This window comes from Comamonas sp. GB3 AK4-5 (assembly GCF_041320665.1).
Lineage (GTDB): Bacteria > Pseudomonadota > Gammaproteobacteria > Burkholderiales > Burkholderiaceae_C > Comamonas.
In genome coordinates, this window is record NZ_CP166730.1 from 4,274,226 (window position 1) to 4,290,962 (window position 16,737).

The 16,737-nt window shown below is 64.9% G+C and carries 15 protein-coding genes; 5 read left to right on the forward strand and 10 right to left on the reverse strand.

Translation table 11 applies throughout. The features are described 5' to 3' along the window. Window positions 1–77 precede the first annotated feature (77 nt). The 8 genes from hslU to ACA027_RS19145 all read right to left on the reverse strand — a co-directional run bounded on the left by hslU (window position 78) and on the right by ACA027_RS19145 (window position 8,101). Window positions 78–1,397, reverse strand: coding sequence for an ATP-dependent protease ATPase subunit HslU (hslU, locus tag ACA027_RS19110; RefSeq protein ID WP_370679769.1), 1,320 nt, complete (start codon window positions 1,395–1,397; stop codon window positions 78–80). A gap of 92 nt (window positions 1,398–1,489) precedes the next feature. Then, a complete protein-coding gene (gene hslV, locus ACA027_RS19115) occupies window positions 1,490–2,035 on the reverse strand; it encodes an ATP-dependent protease subunit HslV (RefSeq protein WP_370679770.1) in 546 nt (181 codons plus the stop codon). 247 nt (window positions 2,036–2,282) lie between these two features. Further along, window positions 2,283–3,002: an RNA polymerase-binding protein DksA gene (gene dksA / locus ACA027_RS19120; protein ID WP_370679771.1), complete on the reverse strand. Its 720-nt coding sequence runs from the start codon at window positions 3,000–3,002 to the stop codon at window positions 2,283–2,285. 254 nt (window positions 3,003–3,256) lie between these two features. Then, a complete protein-coding gene (locus tag ACA027_RS19125) occupies window positions 3,257–4,369 on the reverse strand; it encodes a GTP-binding protein (RefSeq protein ID WP_370679772.1) in 1,113 nt (370 codons plus the stop codon). A gap of 335 nt (window positions 4,370–4,704) precedes the next feature. After that, window positions 4,705–5,706 (reverse strand): tyrosine recombinase XerC, encoded by a 1,002-nt coding sequence (locus ACA027_RS19130; RefSeq protein ID WP_370679773.1) that lies wholly within the window; start codon window positions 5,704–5,706, stop codon window positions 4,705–4,707. A gap of 160 nt (window positions 5,707–5,866) precedes the next feature. Then, on the reverse strand, window positions 5,867–6,565 hold the full coding sequence (locus ACA027_RS19135; RefSeq protein ID WP_370679774.1) for a DUF484 family protein: 699 nt from the start codon (window positions 6,563–6,565) through the stop codon (window positions 5,867–5,869). Next, window positions 6,562–7,437, reverse strand: a complete 876-nt coding sequence (dapF, locus tag ACA027_RS19140) for a diaminopimelate epimerase (RefSeq protein ID WP_370679775.1) — start codon at window positions 7,435–7,437, stop codon at window positions 6,562–6,564. The genes ACA027_RS19135 and dapF overlap by 4 nt, the downstream gene beginning before the upstream one ends. 22 nt (window positions 7,438–7,459) lie before the next feature. Then, the gene (locus tag ACA027_RS19145) at window positions 7,460–8,101 is read right to left on the reverse strand and encodes a 2-hydroxychromene-2-carboxylate isomerase (protein WP_370679776.1); all 642 of its coding nucleotides are present in this window, start codon (window positions 8,099–8,101) and stop codon (window positions 7,460–7,462) included. A 21-nt stretch (window positions 8,102–8,122) separates the two neighbouring features. Between ACA027_RS19145 and ACA027_RS19150 the strand changes: the two genes are divergently transcribed. Next, complete coding sequence (locus tag ACA027_RS19150) at window positions 8,123–9,661, forward strand: FAD/NAD(P)-binding protein (RefSeq protein WP_370679777.1); 1,539 nt, start codon at window positions 8,123–8,125, stop codon at window positions 9,659–9,661. A gap of 134 nt (window positions 9,662–9,795) precedes the next feature. Here ACA027_RS19150 and ACA027_RS19155 read toward each other — a convergent pair whose 3' ends face one another. Then, window positions 9,796–10,383 carry a YSC84-related protein gene (locus ACA027_RS19155; RefSeq protein ID WP_370679778.1) on the reverse strand — a complete coding sequence of 196 codons (588 nt, stop codon included), beginning with the start codon at window positions 10,381–10,383 and terminating at the stop codon, window positions 9,796–9,798. Window positions 10,384–10,670: 287 nt separating this feature from the next. Here ACA027_RS19155 and ACA027_RS19160 point away from each other — a divergent pair, with 287 nt between their 5' ends. Next, window positions 10,671–11,063, forward strand: a complete 393-nt coding sequence (locus tag ACA027_RS19160) for a DoxX family protein (RefSeq protein WP_370679779.1) — start codon at window positions 10,671–10,673, stop codon at window positions 11,061–11,063. A gap of 291 nt (window positions 11,064–11,354) precedes the next feature. On the opposite strand, the gene ACA027_RS19165 is transcribed toward ACA027_RS19160, so the two are convergent. After that, window positions 11,355–12,353 carry a Bug family tripartite tricarboxylate transporter substrate binding protein gene (locus ACA027_RS19165; RefSeq protein ID WP_370679780.1) on the reverse strand — a complete coding sequence of 333 codons (999 nt, stop codon included), beginning with the start codon at window positions 12,351–12,353 and terminating at the stop codon, window positions 11,355–11,357. A 133-nt stretch (window positions 12,354–12,486) separates the two neighbouring features. Between ACA027_RS19165 and ACA027_RS19170 the strand changes: the two genes are divergently transcribed. The 3 genes from ACA027_RS19170 to ACA027_RS19180 all read left to right on the forward strand — a co-directional run bounded on the left by ACA027_RS19170 (window position 12,487) and on the right by ACA027_RS19180 (window position 16,670). Then, a complete protein-coding gene (locus ACA027_RS19170; RefSeq protein WP_370679781.1) occupies window positions 12,487–14,160 on the forward strand; it encodes an MBL fold metallo-hydrolase in 1,674 nt (557 codons plus the stop codon). 69 nt (window positions 14,161–14,229) lie between these two features. Beyond that, window positions 14,230–15,024, forward strand: coding sequence for an RNA pseudouridine synthase (locus ACA027_RS19175; protein WP_370679782.1), 795 nt, complete (start codon window positions 14,230–14,232; stop codon window positions 15,022–15,024). Window positions 15,025–15,350: 326 nt separating this feature from the next. Further along, window positions 15,351–16,670, forward strand: a complete 1,320-nt coding sequence (locus ACA027_RS19180) for a sigma-70 family RNA polymerase sigma factor (protein ID WP_370679783.1) — start codon at window positions 15,351–15,353, stop codon at window positions 16,668–16,670. Window positions 16,671–16,737: the final 67 nt, after the last annotated feature.

Consider the following 16,737-nt stretch of genomic DNA (forward strand, 5'->3'; position numbering starts at 1 on the left):
TTCCGCTTGACATTTACCAAACAAAACACCCCCGATGCCTCAGCGGCGTCGGGGGTGTGCGGGCTGCACTTTATGTGTCAGAGAATGTAACGCGAGAGATCTTCGTCCTGGCTGAGCATCTGCAGGCGGGCATCCACATAGGCTGCATCGATGGTCACGCTCTGGCCGGACAGTTTGGCGGCATCAAAGCTCACCTCGTCCAGCAGACGCTCCATCACCGTGGACAGCCGACGCGCGCCGATGTTCTCGGTGCGTTCGTTGACCTGGAAGGCCGTGTGGGCCAGGCGGGTGATGCCTTCGGGGGTGAAGGCCAGGGTCACCCCCTCGGTGGCCAGCAATGCCTGGTATTGCTTGACCAGGGAGGCATGGGTCTGGGTGAGTATGGATTCGAAGTCCTGCACCGACAGCGAGCCCAGCTCCACACGGATGGGGAAGCGCCCCTGCAGCTCGGGGATCAGATCACTGGGCTTCGCCAGGTGGAAGGCACCCGAGGCGATGAACAGGATGTGGTCGGTCTTGACCATGCCGTACTTGGTGGAGACGGTGGTGCCCTCCACCAGCGGCAGCAGGTCGCGCTGCACGCCCTGGCGGGAGACATCGGCGCCACTGCTGTCCTGGCGTGATGCCACCTTGTCGATCTCGTCGATGAAGACGATGCCGTTTTGCTCGGCATTGGCAATGGCGCGGGTCTTGATGTCTTCCTCGTTGACCAGCTTTCCGGCTTCTTCGTCGGTCAAGAGCTTGAGCGCTTCCTTGATGGGCAGCTTGCGCGTCTTGCGGCGCTCCTGGCCCATCTGGCTGAACATGCCGCGCAACTGCTCGGTCATCTCTTCCATGCCCTGGGGGCCCATGATTTCCAGCTGGGGCTTGGCCTCGGCCAGGTCGATTTCGATTTCCTTGTCGTCCAGCTCGCCCTGGCGCAGCTTTTTGCGGAAGACCTGGCGCGTGGCGCTGTCGGCCGGCACGGCGTCATGGGTGCGTGCCTGGGGCAGCAGCACATCCAGCACACGCTCCTCGGCCGCATCTTCGGCACGCACGCGCAGCTTTTTGATCTCGGCCTCGCGGGTTTGCTTGACGGCGATTTCCGCCAGGTCGCGGATGATGGCGTCCACATCCTTGCCCACATAGCCCACTTCGGTGAACTTGGTGGCCTCCACCTTGATGAAGGGGGCATCGGCCAACTTGGCCAGGCGGCGGGCGATCTCGGTCTTGCCCACGCCGGTGGGGCCAATCATCAAGATGTTCTTGGGGGTGATTTCCTGGCGCAGGCCCTCTTCCACCTGCTGGCGACGCCAGCGGTTGCGCAGCGCAATGGCCACGGCGCGCTTGGCAGCGGCCTGGCCCACAATGTGATGGTCCAGCTCGGAGACGATTTCCTGCGGGGTCATGGACGACATGGTTTTCAAGCTCAATAAGGGCGCTCAAGCTTGGTATACATGCTTGAGCAGCTATAAAAAATAGAGTCAGCGCAAAGCAGGCCGGCAGCGGCTTACAGCGTCTCGATGGTGTGGTGCATATTGGTGTAGATGCACAGCTCGCCGGCAATCTCCAACGATTTCTTGACCACGTCCTGTGCCGACAGCTCGGTGTTGTTCAGCAGCGCCTTGGCCGCCGAATGCGCGTAGGCCCCACCGGAGCCAATGGCCACAATGCCCTGCTCGGGCTCCAGCACGTCGCCGTTGCCGGTGATGATGAGCGAGGCCGAATGGTCGGCCACGGCCAGCATGGCTTCCAGGCGGCGCAGCACGCGGTCGGTGCGCCAGTCCTTGGTCAGCTCGATGGCGGCGCGCGTCAAATGGCCCTGGTGCTTGTCCAGCTTGGCTTCAAAACGCTCGAACAAGGTGAAGGCATCGGCCGTGGCGCCGGCAAAACCGGCCAATACGCGGCCGTTGTAGAGCTTGCGCACCTTGCGGGCCGTGCCCTTGACGACGATGTGGCCCAGGGTGACCTGGCCGTCGCCGCCAATAGCGACCTGGATGCCGTCCGGCGTTTCGCGCCGCACGCTGAGAATGGTGGTGCCGTGGTACTGTTCCATAGCTGCTGCACATGGGGGTCTTGCGCCCGGGTTGCAAGGGCTGCGGCGCTTTTTTTCCGCTCTGTTGCGGCATAGCCTGCAAGACCAGCGACAGCGCCGGTCCACCTGCTTCACCACAGGCAAAAAGAAACCGCCGGCCTGGGTCCACCTTCCATGCATGAAGGCTTGCCCGTGACGGCGGTTTCAGTGTCTCACCCACCTCTTCGACACCCGCTGGAGACAGCGGGCCAGAGGCTGGTGGAGAAGATCAGTCACCAAACATTTTTTGCTTCAGCTCGCGGCGCTGCTGGGCTTCCAACGACAGCGTGGCCGTGGGGCGAGCCAGCAGACGGCCCACACCGATGGGCTCGCCGGTTTCGTCGCAATAGCCATAGTCACCAGCGTCGATGCGGGCAATGGACTGCTCGATCTTCTTCAGCAGCTTGCGCTCGCGGTCGCGGGTGCGCAGCTCCAGGGCATGCTCTTCCTCGATGGTGGCGCGGTCGGCCGGGTCGGGCACCACCACCGTGTCTTCACGCAGGTTTTCGGCCGTCTCGCCTGCGTTGTTGTGCATGTCCTGCTTCAACTTCATCAGCTTGTGACGGAAGAAGGCCATCTGCTTGTCGTTCATGTACTCGTCGTCGGGCATGGCGATGACTTCGGCATCGTTCAGCTCTTCGGCCGTCTTGTTCTTCCAGTTGTTGGCCAACTTGGGGTCACGTTTGAGTGCTGCAGGTACAGAGATAGTGGAGGACATTGCTTTGGTATCAGTGATGGGCCGGGTGGCAACCGTGGGGGCTGCCGACTGCGGCGGGATGGGGGCACTGCGCGCAGTGCTGCGAGCAGGAGAAGATGAGGAGGACGCCGTCGCCGGTTCCGAGGCCTTCGTGGCGGAGGCCTTTACAGATGACTTCGCGGCTGCGGTTTTCTTGGCCGCAGGGGCCGCTACTTTCGTTGCGGCTTTCTTTTTACTGGTCTCGGCTGTCACTTCTTGTCTCCTCAAGTACGACCGTCCCAGTGGTCACCCCGCAGGCTGACCAACCGGGTTCTCTTTAGGGGCGCGATTGTAGCCATCTCCTCCAAGACCCAACGCAAAGTTGCGGATATCACACAACCTGCCTTGGTAAAACCATGTCAAGTGCCAGCGCGCTCTGACGATGCAGAGCGTTGGCGGGCGATTCTGCCCCACCACAGCAGGCGCCAATGGCCGGTGGTAGGGCGTTTTGCGACCAGTGGGCCGGATCAGACCAGGCTTTGCTCCAAGCCTTGCTTGAAGATGTCCTGCGGCAGGTCAATGCCGATGAACACCATGCGGCTTTCGCGTTTTTCGTCGGCCGTCCATTCAGGGCCCAGATCGCTGCCCATGAGCTGGTGCACACCCTGGAAGATGACCTTGCGCTCGGTTCCCTTCATGTTCAGCACGCCCTTGTAGCGCAGCATGCGCGGGCCGTAGATGTTGACAATGGCGCCCAGGAAGTCTTCCAGCTTGGCCGGATCAAACGGGCGTTCTGCACGGTAGACAAAGCTTTTCACATCATCGTCATGGTGATGGTGGTGTGGGTGCTTGCAGTGCTCGCCATGCGCGTGGTCATGGCCGCAATCCGCGCCATGGGCATGGTCGTGGTGCGCATGGTCATGCGCGTGGTCGTGATCGCACTTGCCGTGGTCATGGTCGCAATGGCTGTGGTCGTGTTCGTCTTCCTTGAGGAAGTCGGGGTCGATATCGAGCTTGGCGTTCAGGTTGAAGCCGCGCAGATCGAACACATCCGTCAAGGGCACCTCGCCAAAATGCACGGCCGTGATGGGCGCACGCGGGTTCATGTGCTTGAGGCGGTGGACCAGCGCGTCCTTGTCGGCCTCGCTCACCAGGTCGGTCTTGGACAGAAAGAGCTGGTCGGCAAAGCCCACCTGGCGACGCGCTTCCTGGCGGTCGTCCAGCTGCTGGTTGGCATGCTTGGCATCCACCAGGGTGATGATGGAGTCGATCAGATAGCTCTCGGCAATCTCATCGTCCATGAAGAAGGTCTGGGCCACGGGGCCGGGATCGGCCAGGCCGGTGGTTTCGATCACGATGCGGTCGAACTCCACCTGGCCCTGGCGGCGCTTGGCGGCCAGCAGTTGCAGGGCTTCGCGCAGGTCTTCACGGATGGTGCAGCAGATGCAGCCATTGCTCATCTGCAGAATCTGCTCTTTCGATTCGGTCTTCAGAATATCGGTGTCGATGTTTTCTTCGCCGAACTCGTTTTCAATCACGGCAATCTTCATGCCGTGCGATTCGTGCAGCACGCGCTTAAGCAGCGTGGTCTTGCCCGAACCCAGAAAGCCCGTGAGGATGGTGACGGGAATCAATGCCATGGTGTGGTGTGCCTTGTTGTCTGCAGAGCGCCGCACGCGGCCGCGCCTTAAAAGAGGAAACCTGAAGCAAATGGGGACGCCACCCCAAAATACAAGGTGGCGCTGCTTTATTCAGTGTAGTCAGCCTGTCAAGCACCCGGTGCTGGCGGGGGCGTCCAGCCCACCGTGTTTTCTACCCCCAGCGCTTACCCCATGCGCTTTGGCCGCTATGCTTTCCACATCACCATGCAACTGGCGCAACCCAGGTCAGGGACAGCGAGCAAGGGCCGCCCCGCAGCGAGGCTGTCGTCCCCCTCCCTCGCGCAGCGAGAGAGAGGGGGAAGGCGCGCAGCGCCTCAGGGGGTGTCTTTTCTTTTCGCTCTTGGGTGCGCCAGCTCGTAAGCCTGGGCCAGATGCTGAAAGTCCAGCCGCGTATAGATTTGCGTGGTGGCGATGTTGGCATGGCCCAGCAGCTCCTGCACGGCGCGCAGGTCGCCGCTGGACTGCAGCACATGGCTGGCAAACGAGTGGCGCAGCACATGGGGGTGTACGGACTGGGCCAGGCCCGCCTGCTGGCCGCGCTGGCGCAGCCGCGCCCACACACTTTGGGCCGAGATGCGGGCGCCGCGCACGCCCACAAACAGTGCGGCCTCGTTCCAAGCCGGTGCAAAGGGCTGGGCACGCAGCTGGCGCCAACGTGCCAATGCCGCCAGCGCCGCCGCACCTACCGGCACGGTGCGGCGCTTCTGCCCCTTGCCCAGCACATGGGCCTCGCCGGCCTCCGCATCGATCCAGCCGCTCTCTGCGGCGTCGCCTGGCTGCAGGTTCAGCCCCACCAGCTCGCCCACGCGCAAACCGCTGCTGTAGAGCAGCTCGGTCATGGCGGCATCGCGCGCCTCGGTCCAGGGGTCTGCCTCGGTGCTGCGGTAGCTGGCCAGCTGCACGGCGTCGTCCACGCCCAGGGCCTTGGGCAGAGGTTTGCCCTGCTTGGGCGCGCGCACACCCTGCACCGGGTTGTGTGGCACCAGGCCTTGCACCGCCGCCCAATGAAAGAAGCCGCGCCAGCCCGACAAGATGAGGGCAATGCCACGCCCGCTGCGCCCCTGGCTGTGCATCTGGGCCACAAAGCGGCGCAGCTGTGGAGGCTGCAGCTGCAGCAGCGGCTGCTGAATGGCCGCGGCCTGCGTGCTCAGCCGCTCCAGATCCAGCCGGTACAGGGCCAGGGTGCGTGCGGACAGGCGTTTTTCCACCCGCACATACTCCAGATACTGCTGCGCCACCGCATCCAGCTCCGGATGGGGCATGGCGGGCTGGCCGGCGCGCGGCCGCCCTGAGGAAAGTTTGCCTGTGGCTGCCATGGCACCGCTTTCAGCCCCCTGCCTCAGGAGCAGGCATGCCCCAGGCCAGAGACAGCGAGCAAGGACCTTCCCGCAGCGAGGCTGCCCCCCCCCTTCCCACAGCGCGCAGCGATGTGAGAGAAGGGAGAAGGCGCACAGCGCCTCAGGGGGATGTACACCATCAATTACCGGGATGCGTACGCAAGCGCCCCAGGGCCGCGCTGGCATGCTCGGCAATGCGGGCCAGGAATTCCGTGCCCATGGTGGCGTCAAAACGCAGCGGGTCGGGCGAGCCCAGCACCAGCAGGCCAAAGGCCGGGGCGGCGCTGTCATTGGGGCCTTCGCGCAGCGTCAGCAGCGCCAGCGATTGCACCTCGCTGGCATTGCTCAGCCAACTGGTGGGCTCAAAGCCCAGGTTGGGGCCGCAAAAAGGCATGGTCAGCGAAGTGGCAAAGGCCTTGGCGTCGTCGCTGACACCCATGGTGTAGATGCCGTTTTGGTAGGGGCCGGCCACATCCCACACGCGCACGGCCACCTGGGGCACGTCGAATTCGCGCTGAATGCCTTCGCTCACCGTGTGCGGCAGCTGGCGCGGATCTTGCACCTTGGCCAGGGCACAGCTCCAGCGATGGATCTTGTGGGCCGTGTTAGCGTTGTCGCTGCTGTTGCGCACCATTTCGATGATGCGCTGCTCCAGGCCCTTGATCTTGTCGCGCAGCATTTCGGCCTGGCGTTCCTGCAGGCTCACGGCGCGGCCGCCATGGCCGCTGCTCAGCTGCACGGTGGACAGCAGCTCGGCATGGCGTTCGAAAAATGCAGGGCTCTGCCGCAGGTAATCAGCAATGCTGTCTTCATTCATGGTGGAGACGTTGGAAGTCATAAAGCGTCAGGAATCTCGATCTGGCCTTCGAACACCGTAGTGGCCGGGCCGGTCATGAACACATGGTCTTGCGCACCGCCCTCCCAGGCAATAGTCAGCAAGCCCCCCCGGGTTTGTACATCGACACGCGCATCCAGCAAACCCTGCCGGATGCCCGCCACCACGGCCGCGCAAGCGCCTGTGCCGCAGGCCAGAGTCTCGCCCGTGCCGCGTTCATAGACACGCAGCCTGGCCTGGCTGCGGTTTTGCACCTGCAAAAAGCCGGCATTCACGCGTTGCGGAAAACGCACATGGCGCTCCACCTGCGGGCCCACCACAGCCACCGCGAACTGGTCGACATCATCCACCAGTTGCACGGCATGGGGGTTGCCCATGGACACCACCACCACATCCACCTGGGCCGGTGCGGGCGCTTGCAGCGCCAGCGGCCACAGCTGGGCCTGGTGGCGCAGCGCAGGCTGCAGGCCTTGCGTGTCGAAAGGCACGCGCGGCGCATCCAGCACCGGTGCCCCCATGTCCACGGTGACGCGGCCATCGGCCATGAGCTGCGGCGCAATCACACCGCTCATGGTCTGCACGCGGATGGTGGTCTTCTGGGTCAGCCCCTTGTCATACACAAAGCGAGCAAAGCAGCGCGAGCCATTGCCGCATTGCTCCACCTCGCCACCGTCGGCATTGTGGATCACATATTCAAAATCCACGCCCTCGGCCGGCGAGGGCCGCACGGTGAGGATTTGGTCAGCCCCCACGCCAAAGTGGCGATCGGCCAGAAAACGGTAATGCGCCTCCGTCAGGCCCAGGCTGCCCTGGGTTTCGTCGAGCACGACAAAGTCGTTGCCCGCGCCCTGCATCTTGGTGAAACGTATGTGCATGGCTGTACCGTGGAGTGAAAGATCAGGCCTTGGCGGCCTGGGCTACCTTGAGCTGGGCCAGCGCGCGGTCCACAAAGGCCAGGCGATCCTGGCCCCAGAAGCGCTCGCCATTCAGCACAAACGTGGGCGCACCAAACACGCCCAGGGCCACGGCTTCTTCGCTGTTGGCGGCGTACTGGGCCTGCACGGCATCCGAGGTTTCCAGCGCATGCAGGGCCACGCCGTCATAGCCGGCTGCGTTGGCAATGGCAATGCGCACGGCCGCATCCGAGGTCTGGCGCTCTTCGGCCCACAGGGCACGCAGCAGCGCGTGCGACAGCGGGAAGGCGTCCAGCCCCTGCAGCTGAGCGGCGATCACCATCCAGCCCGGGCTCTTGTTCCAGTTCACATCGGCGGCCACGCCCTTGGGGTAATGGGCGGGCTCCAGGTTCAGCGGCAGGCCCAGGTAGTCGCTCCAGCGCGCCAGTTCCTGTGCGTGGTAGGTCTTGCGGGGCTCGGGTCGGGTCTTGAGCGGGATGCCGCCGGTTTGCGGCACCACCAGCTGAAAGTCATAGGGCTTGAGCACCAGCTGCACGCCGTGACGGCGTACGATGTCCTGCAACTGCGGGCCAGCCAGATAGGCCCAGGGCGAAGAAAGGCTATAGAAACAATCCAGACGGGTCATCCATGGATTATCTTCCCGGCTGTGACCGATAAAAGCTTTTCTCCGATTTCGGGCACCGAACTCCCTCCGGTGCCACAGCAAAACCTCTCCAGTCCCCGCAACCAGGCCGCACTTGATGCACAGGCCCTCGAGGCACGGCGCGATCTGGAGCGCCTCAACTACCCCGCGCCCAATTGGGTGCAAGGCAGCACCGCCGCAGGCAAGTCCACCTTGGATGTGCTGGTGGTGGGCGCCGGCATGTGCGGCCAGACCGCCGCTTTCGCCCTGCTGCGCGAAGGCGTGCGCAATCTCCGCGTGATCGACGCGACCACCCGTGGCAACGAAGGCCCTTGGGCCACCTATGCCCGCATGCTCACCCTGCGCAGCCCCAAGCAGCTGACAGGCCCTGACCTGGGCGTGCCCAGCCTGACCTTTCGCGCCTGGTACGAGGCCCAGCATGGTGTGGGTGAGATGTCCACATTCGATGCCGCCACGCCCGGCTGGGCCGGTCTGCACAAGATTGGCCGCGTGGACTGGCGCGACTATCTGCTGTGGGTGCGCGACACCGCCGACCTGCCCGTGGACAACGGCGTGCGCCTGCTGGAAGTCAGCGACGAAGGCAGCGAGCTCATCGCCCGCCTGCAAGGCCCGCAGGGTGAAGAAACCGTGCGCGCACGCAAAATCATTCTGGCCCTGGGGCGCGACGGCAGCGGCGCACCGCGCTGGCCCGACTTCCCCTCCTTGTCCATGACCGATCCACTGGCCGCTGGCCGCGTGTTCCACACCATGGACGCTGTCGATTTCGACAGCCTGCGCGGCCAGCGCATTGCCGTGCTGGGCGCCGGCGCCTCGGCCTTTGACAACGCCGCCTGCGCGCTGGAGGCCGGCGCCCAGGTGGACCAGTACGCCCGCCGCGCCGTGCTGCCCCAGATCAACAAGAGCAAGGCCGCGTCCTTTCCCGGCTTTTTGCGCGGCTACTCGGCCCTGGACGATGGCCGCAAATGGCGTAGCTACACCTATATCTTTGACGAGCAGGTGCCACCGCCCTGGGAAACCGTGCGCCGCTGCGATGCCCACGACAGCTTTGCCCTGCACCTGGGCTGCGGCTGGAAGGACGTGCAGCCCCAGGCCGATGGCGTGGCGGTGACGCTGGCCGATGGAACTGTGCAGCGCTTTGACGCGGTGATTCTGGGTACAGGCTTTGATGTGGACCTGCTGGACCGGCCCGAGCTGGCCCGCTACACCCCGCACATCGACACCTGGGCCCGCCATGTGGCGCCCGAGCAGGCCGCGGCCCACCCCGAGCCCGCACGCTTTCCCTATCTGGCGCCCAACTTCGCGCTGCAAAGCGCGGACGGCCAGCAGGCCCAGACCCTCTCGCGCCTGCATTTGTTCAACTGGGGCGCCACCATGAGCCATGCCGCCCTGGGCAGCGATATTCCCGGTCTGGGCATTGGCGCCGCACGCCTGGCGCAGGCCCTGGTCAGCGATTTGTTTGTGGAAGACGCCGACCTGCACTGGCAACAGCTGCTGGCCCACAGCGAACCCGAGCTGATCGCCACTCGCTGGCACCGGGACTGACGCCGCACGGAGCAACTCGCATTTCAATAGCTGCGACCGCAATATCCATCAGCGTTTGAAGCCACTCCACACCTGTTCAGGCATAAAAAAAGACCGGCAACCGCCGGTCTTTTGGCAGGGCCGAAGCCCTGGGCTTACATATTGATCTTGCTGATCTTGCTGCCGTTGACCGACACGCCGGCTTCCAGGCCGGTGTTGTTCAGCACATAGCTGCTGACGGGGGCATTGGCGGTGGTAGTGTCGATGCCGCCATTGGCACCGGCCTTGGCCACGGCCACATTGGCGTCGGCGCCCACAGCCCAGCCATCGCTGGCCAGGAACTTGTTGTAGGCATCCTTGGCGCTGAACACATAGATCACCGCCTTGGACTGGCCGCCAGCCTGCCAGCCGATGGAGGCGGCCGTGGTGCTGTAGTAGCCACGGGTGGTGCCATTGGAGCGCAGCACGCATTTGCCATGCTCGGCGCCGATCACAAAGCTGCCGCCGATCACGGCCGGGCAGACCAGCACACCGCTGGACTTGGCCACCAGCTCGCGGGTGCCGGGCATGGCGTTGTACAGGCGATTCAGCGCAGCGGTCGATTGGGCTTCCAGCTCGGCCTTGCCCGAAGGAGCGCCACCCTTGCCCTTGGTCTCGCCCGTGGTGGTGCAACCCACCAACCCCACGGCGGCCACCATGGCAGCAGCGGCCAGCCAGGTCGAACGGTTCTGGATTTTTTGCATATCAGACCTCCTCATTGAAAACCTTGATGGGAAGATGCAGCGAGCCACGCCAAACCGCTGTGTCGCGCTGCATCCCTATAGTACGAAAGCTGTACGGCCCCGTCCCATCTTTCTACCACGCCAGCCATGGTCAGATGAAGCGGCGCCCGCCGCGGTGTCGCTTCGAGCTTCGCGCCGACACAAAGCATGACAATCGCCTACGCCCTCTGTACGTGCTTGGCTGACACCCCGAATGCGCAGGTCTGTGCATTACTATGCCTCGCAACTGAATTGCCGAACGGATGCCCATGAACAACTTTCTGCGTTTCTTTCACCACCCCCGCGCTGCCATGGTGCTGCTGCGGGTCACGCTGGCCGTGCTCATGCTGTTTCACGGCTGGGCCAAGATCACCCATGGGGTGGGCGGCATCGAATCCATGGTGGTCAGGGCCGGCCTGCCCGGCTGGCTGGCCTATGGCGTCTACCTGGGCGAGGTGGTGGCGCCGCTGCTGGTGCTGGTGGGCCTGTGGGTGGTTCCGGCCGCGCTGGTCATGGCCTGCAGCATGCTGTTTGCCTTGTTTTTGGCGCATACCGGGCAGTTTCTCAGCCTGAATGGGACGGGGGGCTGGATGCTGGAGCTGCAGGCTTTCTTCCTGATCTGCTCCATCGTCGTGGCCATGGGTTACAGCAAAGGGAAGTAGCTTTCAAGGCTCCTTAGCTCGTTTGGAGGCGGCCATACAGCGCTTGATGCTTTGTTGCGTACCCTTGCCGTGCACATGCACTGTCTGCGGGCACGCGCCGCGCCTGAAGCGCTGTCTGGCCGTTGTGGGGGCGACTTTCTTGCCCTCTGTGCTGCAAAGGCCCGCTCCAGCCAGCCAAAAACCATAGCTACTCCAACCCTATGCACCTTCCTCTCAGGTGCTTTCACACAGAAAACCCAAGAGGCAATTGCGTATGAAGCTCCTCTTTGAGGAGCAGAGCATCCCGCTTTTTTACTGGATGGTGATCTTCGCGGCCTTGACGATTTCGGCGGACTGCAGCCGGTTGCGGTGCACGGTCTGGCGAAACTGCTCAGGCGTTTCATAGCGCAGCGTGTTGCCGCTGTCTTCCAGGCGTTTTTTGATTTCGGGCTGGTGCAGCACCTGCTGGATGGCGGCGTTGAGCCTGGCCACCACGGGGGCTGGCGTGTGCTTGGGGGCAAACACGCCAAACCAGATGGCGCTGTCAAAACCCTTGGTGCCGGGCAGGCCGCTGGCGGCCACGGGTGGCACCTCGGGCACGGCGGCAATGGGCTTGGCGGTGGTGACGGCCAGCAGCTTGAGCTTGCCGCTCTTGGAATGGGGCAGCACGGTCTGCACCTGGTTCATGATGCAGCAGGTCTCGCCGCGCAGCACCGAGGTGATGGCGTCCGGCCCGCCCTTGTAGGGCACATGCACCATGTCCAGGCCCAGACGCCAGTTCAGCTCGGCAAACGCCATGTGTGTGCCCGTGCCATTGCCGGTGGAGGCAAAGTTGTACTTGCCGGGATTGGCCTTGATTTCCTTGACGAACTCGGCCAGCGAGTTCACCTTGATCACCTCAGGGTTGATAGTCAGCACATTCGACACATCGACGATGGGCGCCACGGGCTCGAAGTCTTTTTCCACGTCAAAGGGCAGCTTGGGGTACAGCGCTGCATTCGTGCCGTGGGTGGCGGCCGTGCCGAACACCAGGGTGTAGCCATCGGGCTTGGCGCGGGACACATATTCGCTGGCGATGTTGCCGGCCGCACCGGGCTTGTAATCGATGATGACGGGCTGGCCCAGCAGCCTGGACAGCGGCTCCTGGATCAAGCGACCCACCACATCCACGCCGGAGCCGGCATTGAAGGTCATGAAAATCGTCACCGGCTGGCTGGGCCAGTCGCCCTGCGCCAGCACGGCGGGGGCGGAAACAGTCAAGGCGCTGGCGGCAAGAGCACCCAGCAGGGCGCGGCGGCGGAAAACGGTCATATCGGAGCGGGAGAAATTCTGATCTGCATCAATGGAGGGCCATGGTAGCCGGGCTTTCATAAGCAAAACGGCATGTGTTTATGCGCCTGCAGGTGACAGCCCACCCGCGCGCCCAGGCCCAATAATGGCAGCCATGCTCCGCGACACCATGCTTCTTCACCCCCAGCGCGTGCCCGTCACGCCGCTGGATGCCTCCACCTTGCTGCTGCTGCGCGACCGCGCCGACGGCCAGCTGGAGGTGCTAATGACCCGCCGCTCCGGCCGCGCCAGCTTTGCGCCGGGCATGTATGTGTTTCCCGGCGGCGGCATCGAAGCCCAGGACGCAGAGGCCGGCGGCGAGCTGCTGCACGCCCGCGCCGATCTGCGTGGCCAGGGCCATGGCGGCCATGCGCCCGCCGTCGCAGCGCTGCGTGAAACCTTTGAGGAAATGGGCCTGCTGCTGGCCCTGCATGCCGACGGTCGCCCCGCCACCCAGGCCGATGTAGACGCCATGGACCGCCACGCCACGCTGTGGCCCCAGCTGCGCGCGCGCGGGCTGCGGCTGGATGTGGCCGCCACCTGGCAAATCGGCCATTTCACCGCCGACCGCAACCTGCCCAAGCGCTTTGCCGTGCCCTTTTTCGTGGCCCGCATGCCCCAGGGCCAGGAGCCGGTGCCGGACAACCGCGAGCAGTTCGAACCCGTGTGGGTGCAGCCCGCCGAGGCCTTGGCGCGCTCCAAGGCCGGGGAAATGCCCATGATCTTCCCCACCATCCGCACCTTGAAGCGCCTGACCCAGCTGGGCAACACCCAGGCCGTGCTGGACGCCGTGGCCCAGGGCCCGCTGTGGCAGCATTCCCCCCGCACCGGCCTGCGCGCCGGCAAGGAGGCACGCTTTACCGAGGACGAAGCCCCTTATGGCGAGCTGGCCATGGTCTGCCCCGACGGCCAATGCCTGCACACCATCGACTGGCAGCACGAAAACGCCGTGCCCCTGCGCAAAAACCTGCTGCGGCTGACCGCCCCCAACGCCAATGTCATGACCGGCCCCGGTACCAACAGCTATCTGGTGGGCGAAGCCGCCACGGGCTATCTCGCCATAGACCCCGGCCCGCATGACAGCGAACATGTGCAGCGCCTGTTTGACGCAGCGGGCGGCGCCATCCGCGCCATCGTCTGCACCCATTCCCATGCAGACCACTCCCCTGGCGCGTTTTTGCTGCAGCAGCTGTGCGAACAGCGGGGCCAGCAACGGCCGCTGATTTACGGCCTGGCCTCGGCACCCACGGCCTCGCCATCGGCCCAGTTCACCCCCGACCGCACGCTACAAGATGGGGAGCAGCTCACGCTGTCCCACACTGCACCAGAGGGCGAAACCACCCATACGCTGCGCGCCATCCACACGCCCGGCCATGCGGCCAACCACCTCTGCCTGCTGCTGGAGGAAGACGCCCTGCTGTTCAGCGGTGACCACATCCTCAACGGCAGCACCCCCATCGTGAACCCACCCGACGGCAATATGGATGCCTATCTGCGCTCGCTGGACAAGCTGGATGCGGTCTGCACCGAACGCAATGTGGAATTCATTCTTCCGGCCCACGGCTATGTGCTGGGTGCGGCCCGCAGCGTGATCGCCAGGCTCAAGGCCCACCGCCTGGCCCGCGAAGCCAAAGTGCGCGCCGCCATGCTGGCCCTGCCCCAGGGCAGCATGCAGGACTGGGTACAGCACGCCTATGCCGACACCCCGAGCGCGCTGTGGCCGCTGGCCGAGCGCAGCCTGCTGGCCCATGTGGAACGCCTGCGCCTGCTGGAAGACAGCGCCAACTGAGTGCGGCCCCCGTGGCGCGGCAGATTCCGCGTGCGCCACAGGACTTGGCCGGGGCCGTAGACTGCGCGCATGTCTGCCCCCGAACATTCCGAACATTCCGAACATTCCGACGACGGCATACGTCTGTCCAAACGCCTGGCCGAACAGCTGGGCTGCTCGCGCCGTGAGGCCGAGATCTATATTGAAAACGGCGCCGTCCAGGTGGATGGCATCACCGTCCAGGCCCTGGGCAGCCGCGTGCACCCCGCGCAAACCGTTACCGTCAACGAAGGTGCCAAACTGCAGGAGGCGCCCCCCGTCACCCTGCTGCTGCACAAGCCTGCCGGCTACACCGTGCGCAACCCCCAGGGCGCGCGCGGCCACACCCGGGGCAAGGTGGGCAATGCCTACGACCTGCTGGTGCCCGCCAATCTGGCCGACATGGACACCCCCGCCCCCTTGCTGGTGCTGGACAAGCATTTCCGCAACCTGGAATGCCTGCTGCCCGTGCCCGTGCCCGCCAGCGGCCTGATGGTCTTCACCCAGGACCACCGCGTGGCCCGCAAGCTGCAGGAAGATGCGCTGCACCTGGAGCAGGAATGCATTGTCGAAGTGCGCGGCACCATCGACGAGGACGGCCTGGAGCGCCTGTGCGACGGCACGGCCATTGACGGCAAGCGCCTGCCCAGGATCAAGGTCAGCTGGCAGAACGAAACCCATCTGCGCTTTGCCCTCAAAGGCATCTTCCCCGAAGAGATTGCCGAGATGTGCGAATGCGTGGGCCTGGAAGTGACGGGCATGAAGCGCCAGCGCATAGGCCGCATCTCGCTGGCCAAGCTGCCCGAGGGGCAATGGCGGTATGCGATGCCTTGGGAGAGGTTTTAACCCCCTGAGTCGCCTGCGGCGCCTTCCCCCCTGGGGGACGACACCAGCGCGGCGGGGCGGCCCTTGCGCGGTGTCTCTGAGATGGGACCGTGCCGGTTTTATGCGCCGGAGCCTGATTGGGGTCTGGGTGAGATGCAAACCATACCCCATTGGTATCTTGTGCTGTTTTCCCCGCTCTTCGCTCGCTGCACTCGCGGGTAGGGAGACAACACCGGTGGTGCGGCCGGCGTAGGCCCTTGAAATGCGCTTGCATGGGGAATGCAAATGCACAAATGAGAATCATTTCATAGAATGCGGGTTGACTGTGCTGTTCTCCCCCTGCCCGCATGCCTTCGCCCGCCCCCTCTTCGCCCCTGCTGACCGCCTTCCACGACAGCTACCATGAGCTGGTGCGCTTTGTGGCGCGCCGCACCGGTCCGCAGTCTGCGCGTGACCTGGTACATGACGCCTGGATACGCCTGGCCGAGCGCCAGCGCAGCGAGGGCCGGCGTCCTGAGGCGCCCTCTGACGAGCGCAGCACGCCAAGCCCCCAGAACATTGCGCCGCGCGCCTATCTCTACACGGTGGCAGACCATATCGCCATCGACCATTTGCGGCGCGGCCAGCGCACGGCGCAGCGCTTTGACAGCAGTGGCAAAGAGGATGGCCCCGCCTTCGCCGCCAGCCCGGATGTGGCCGACACCCATACCTACCGCCAGGCACTGGCCGAAGTCGAAAACGCCCTGCAGCAGCTGCCCGCGCGCTGCCGCGACATTTTTCTGGCCGACCGCATCGACGGGGCCTCGCACGCCGAGCTGGCCCTGCGCCATGGCGTCTCGGTCAAGACCGTGGAGCGCGAGGTCATGCGCGCCATGGACGGGGTCGAAGCCGCGCTGCACCGCTGGCGTGGCGAAACGGCCGCACCACGCACCGGCCGCCGCCGTGCGCTGTCCAGCCTGCTGGGCCTGGCAGGCCTGGGCGTCAGCAGCTCGGCCCTCTGGCTGGGCTGGCGCCAATGGGTGCCCCAGTACCAGCTGCAGCTGGCCACGGCCAAGCGCCGCCTGCTACGCCAGCCCCTGCCCGACGGCAGCACCCTCACCCTGGATGCGGACAGCCGCGCCGAGCTGCGCTATTACGCGGCCCGGCGCCAGGTGCAGCTGCTGGCTGGCAGTGCATTCTTTGCGGTCGCCCGTGACACGGAGCGGCCCTTCACGGTCGAGGCCAGCGATGTGCAAGTCACCGTGCTGGGCACGCGTTTTGAAGTGGCGCTGGAGGGCGATGCCGTGCTGGTGGCCGTGGATACGGGCCGGGTGCGCGTGCGGGACGGCAGCGGTGGCGTGCAAACGCTCCTCGCCGGCCAGATGCTGCGCCTGCCTGCCGGGCAAAGCGCCCAGCCCCAGGCCATCACCGCCGTAGCGCCCTGGCGCGATGGCTGGCTGGACTTTCAGAACACGCCGCTGGCCGAGGTGGTGGAGCGGCTTGCGCGCTACAGCCCGCACCCGCTGCGCGTGGAGGCCGATGCCGCCACCCTGCCCGTGCTGGGCCGCGTGCACACCACCGCCGTGTCTGGCTGGCTGCAGCTGCTGGCGCGCACCCTGCCCGTCAGCGTGCAGCCGGAGGAGGCGGAGGGTGGGATCTCCACCCTGGTGATACGCCGGCGCAGCTGATCTGCATTTTTCGCGGCGTTCCGGTGAGGGAATGTCCGCCCTCGTGCGTAAAGACATGAGAACCCCG

Excerpts from the sequence above, each read along its gene's own strand:
- ACA027_RS19180 (WP_370679783.1), top strand. The coding sequence starts at position 15,351 with ATGCCTTCGCCCGCCCCCTCTTCGCCCCTGCTGACCGCCTTCCACGAC.
- ACA027_RS19135 (WP_370679774.1), bottom strand. The coding sequence starts at position 6,565 with ATGACTTCCAACGTCTCCACCATGAATGAAGACAGCATTGCTGATTAC.
- hslV (WP_370679770.1), bottom strand. The coding sequence starts at position 2,035 with ATGGAACAGTACCACGGCACCACCATTCTCAGCGTGCGGCGCGAAACG.
- ACA027_RS19155 (WP_370679778.1), bottom strand. The coding sequence starts at position 10,383 with ATGCAAAAAATCCAGAACCGTTCGACCTGGCTGGCCGCTGCTGCCATG.
- ACA027_RS19165 (WP_370679780.1), bottom strand. The coding sequence starts at position 12,353 with ATGACCGTTTTCCGCCGCCGCGCCCTGCTGGGTGCTCTTGCCGCCAGC.
- hslU (WP_370679769.1), bottom strand. The coding sequence starts at position 1,397 with ATGTCGTCCATGACCCCGCAGGAAATCGTCTCCGAGCTGGACCATCAC.
- ACA027_RS19160 (WP_370679779.1), top strand. The coding sequence starts at position 10,671 with ATGAACAACTTTCTGCGTTTCTTTCACCACCCCCGCGCTGCCATGGTG.
- ACA027_RS19175 (WP_370679782.1), top strand. The coding sequence starts at position 14,230 with ATGTCTGCCCCCGAACATTCCGAACATTCCGAACATTCCGACGACGGC.
- ACA027_RS19130 (WP_370679773.1), bottom strand. The coding sequence starts at position 5,706 with ATGGCAGCCACAGGCAAACTTTCCTCAGGGCGGCCGCGCGCCGGCCAG.
- ACA027_RS19145 (WP_370679776.1), bottom strand. The coding sequence starts at position 8,101 with ATGACCCGTCTGGATTGTTTCTATAGCCTTTCTTCGCCCTGGGCCTAT.
- ACA027_RS19170 (WP_370679781.1), top strand. The coding sequence starts at position 12,487 with ATGCTCCGCGACACCATGCTTCTTCACCCCCAGCGCGTGCCCGTCACG.
- dapF (WP_370679775.1), bottom strand. The coding sequence starts at position 7,437 with ATGCACATACGTTTCACCAAGATGCAGGGCGCGGGCAACGACTTTGTC.
- ACA027_RS19125 (WP_370679772.1), bottom strand. The coding sequence starts at position 4,369 with ATGGCATTGATTCCCGTCACCATCCTCACGGGCTTTCTGGGTTCGGGC.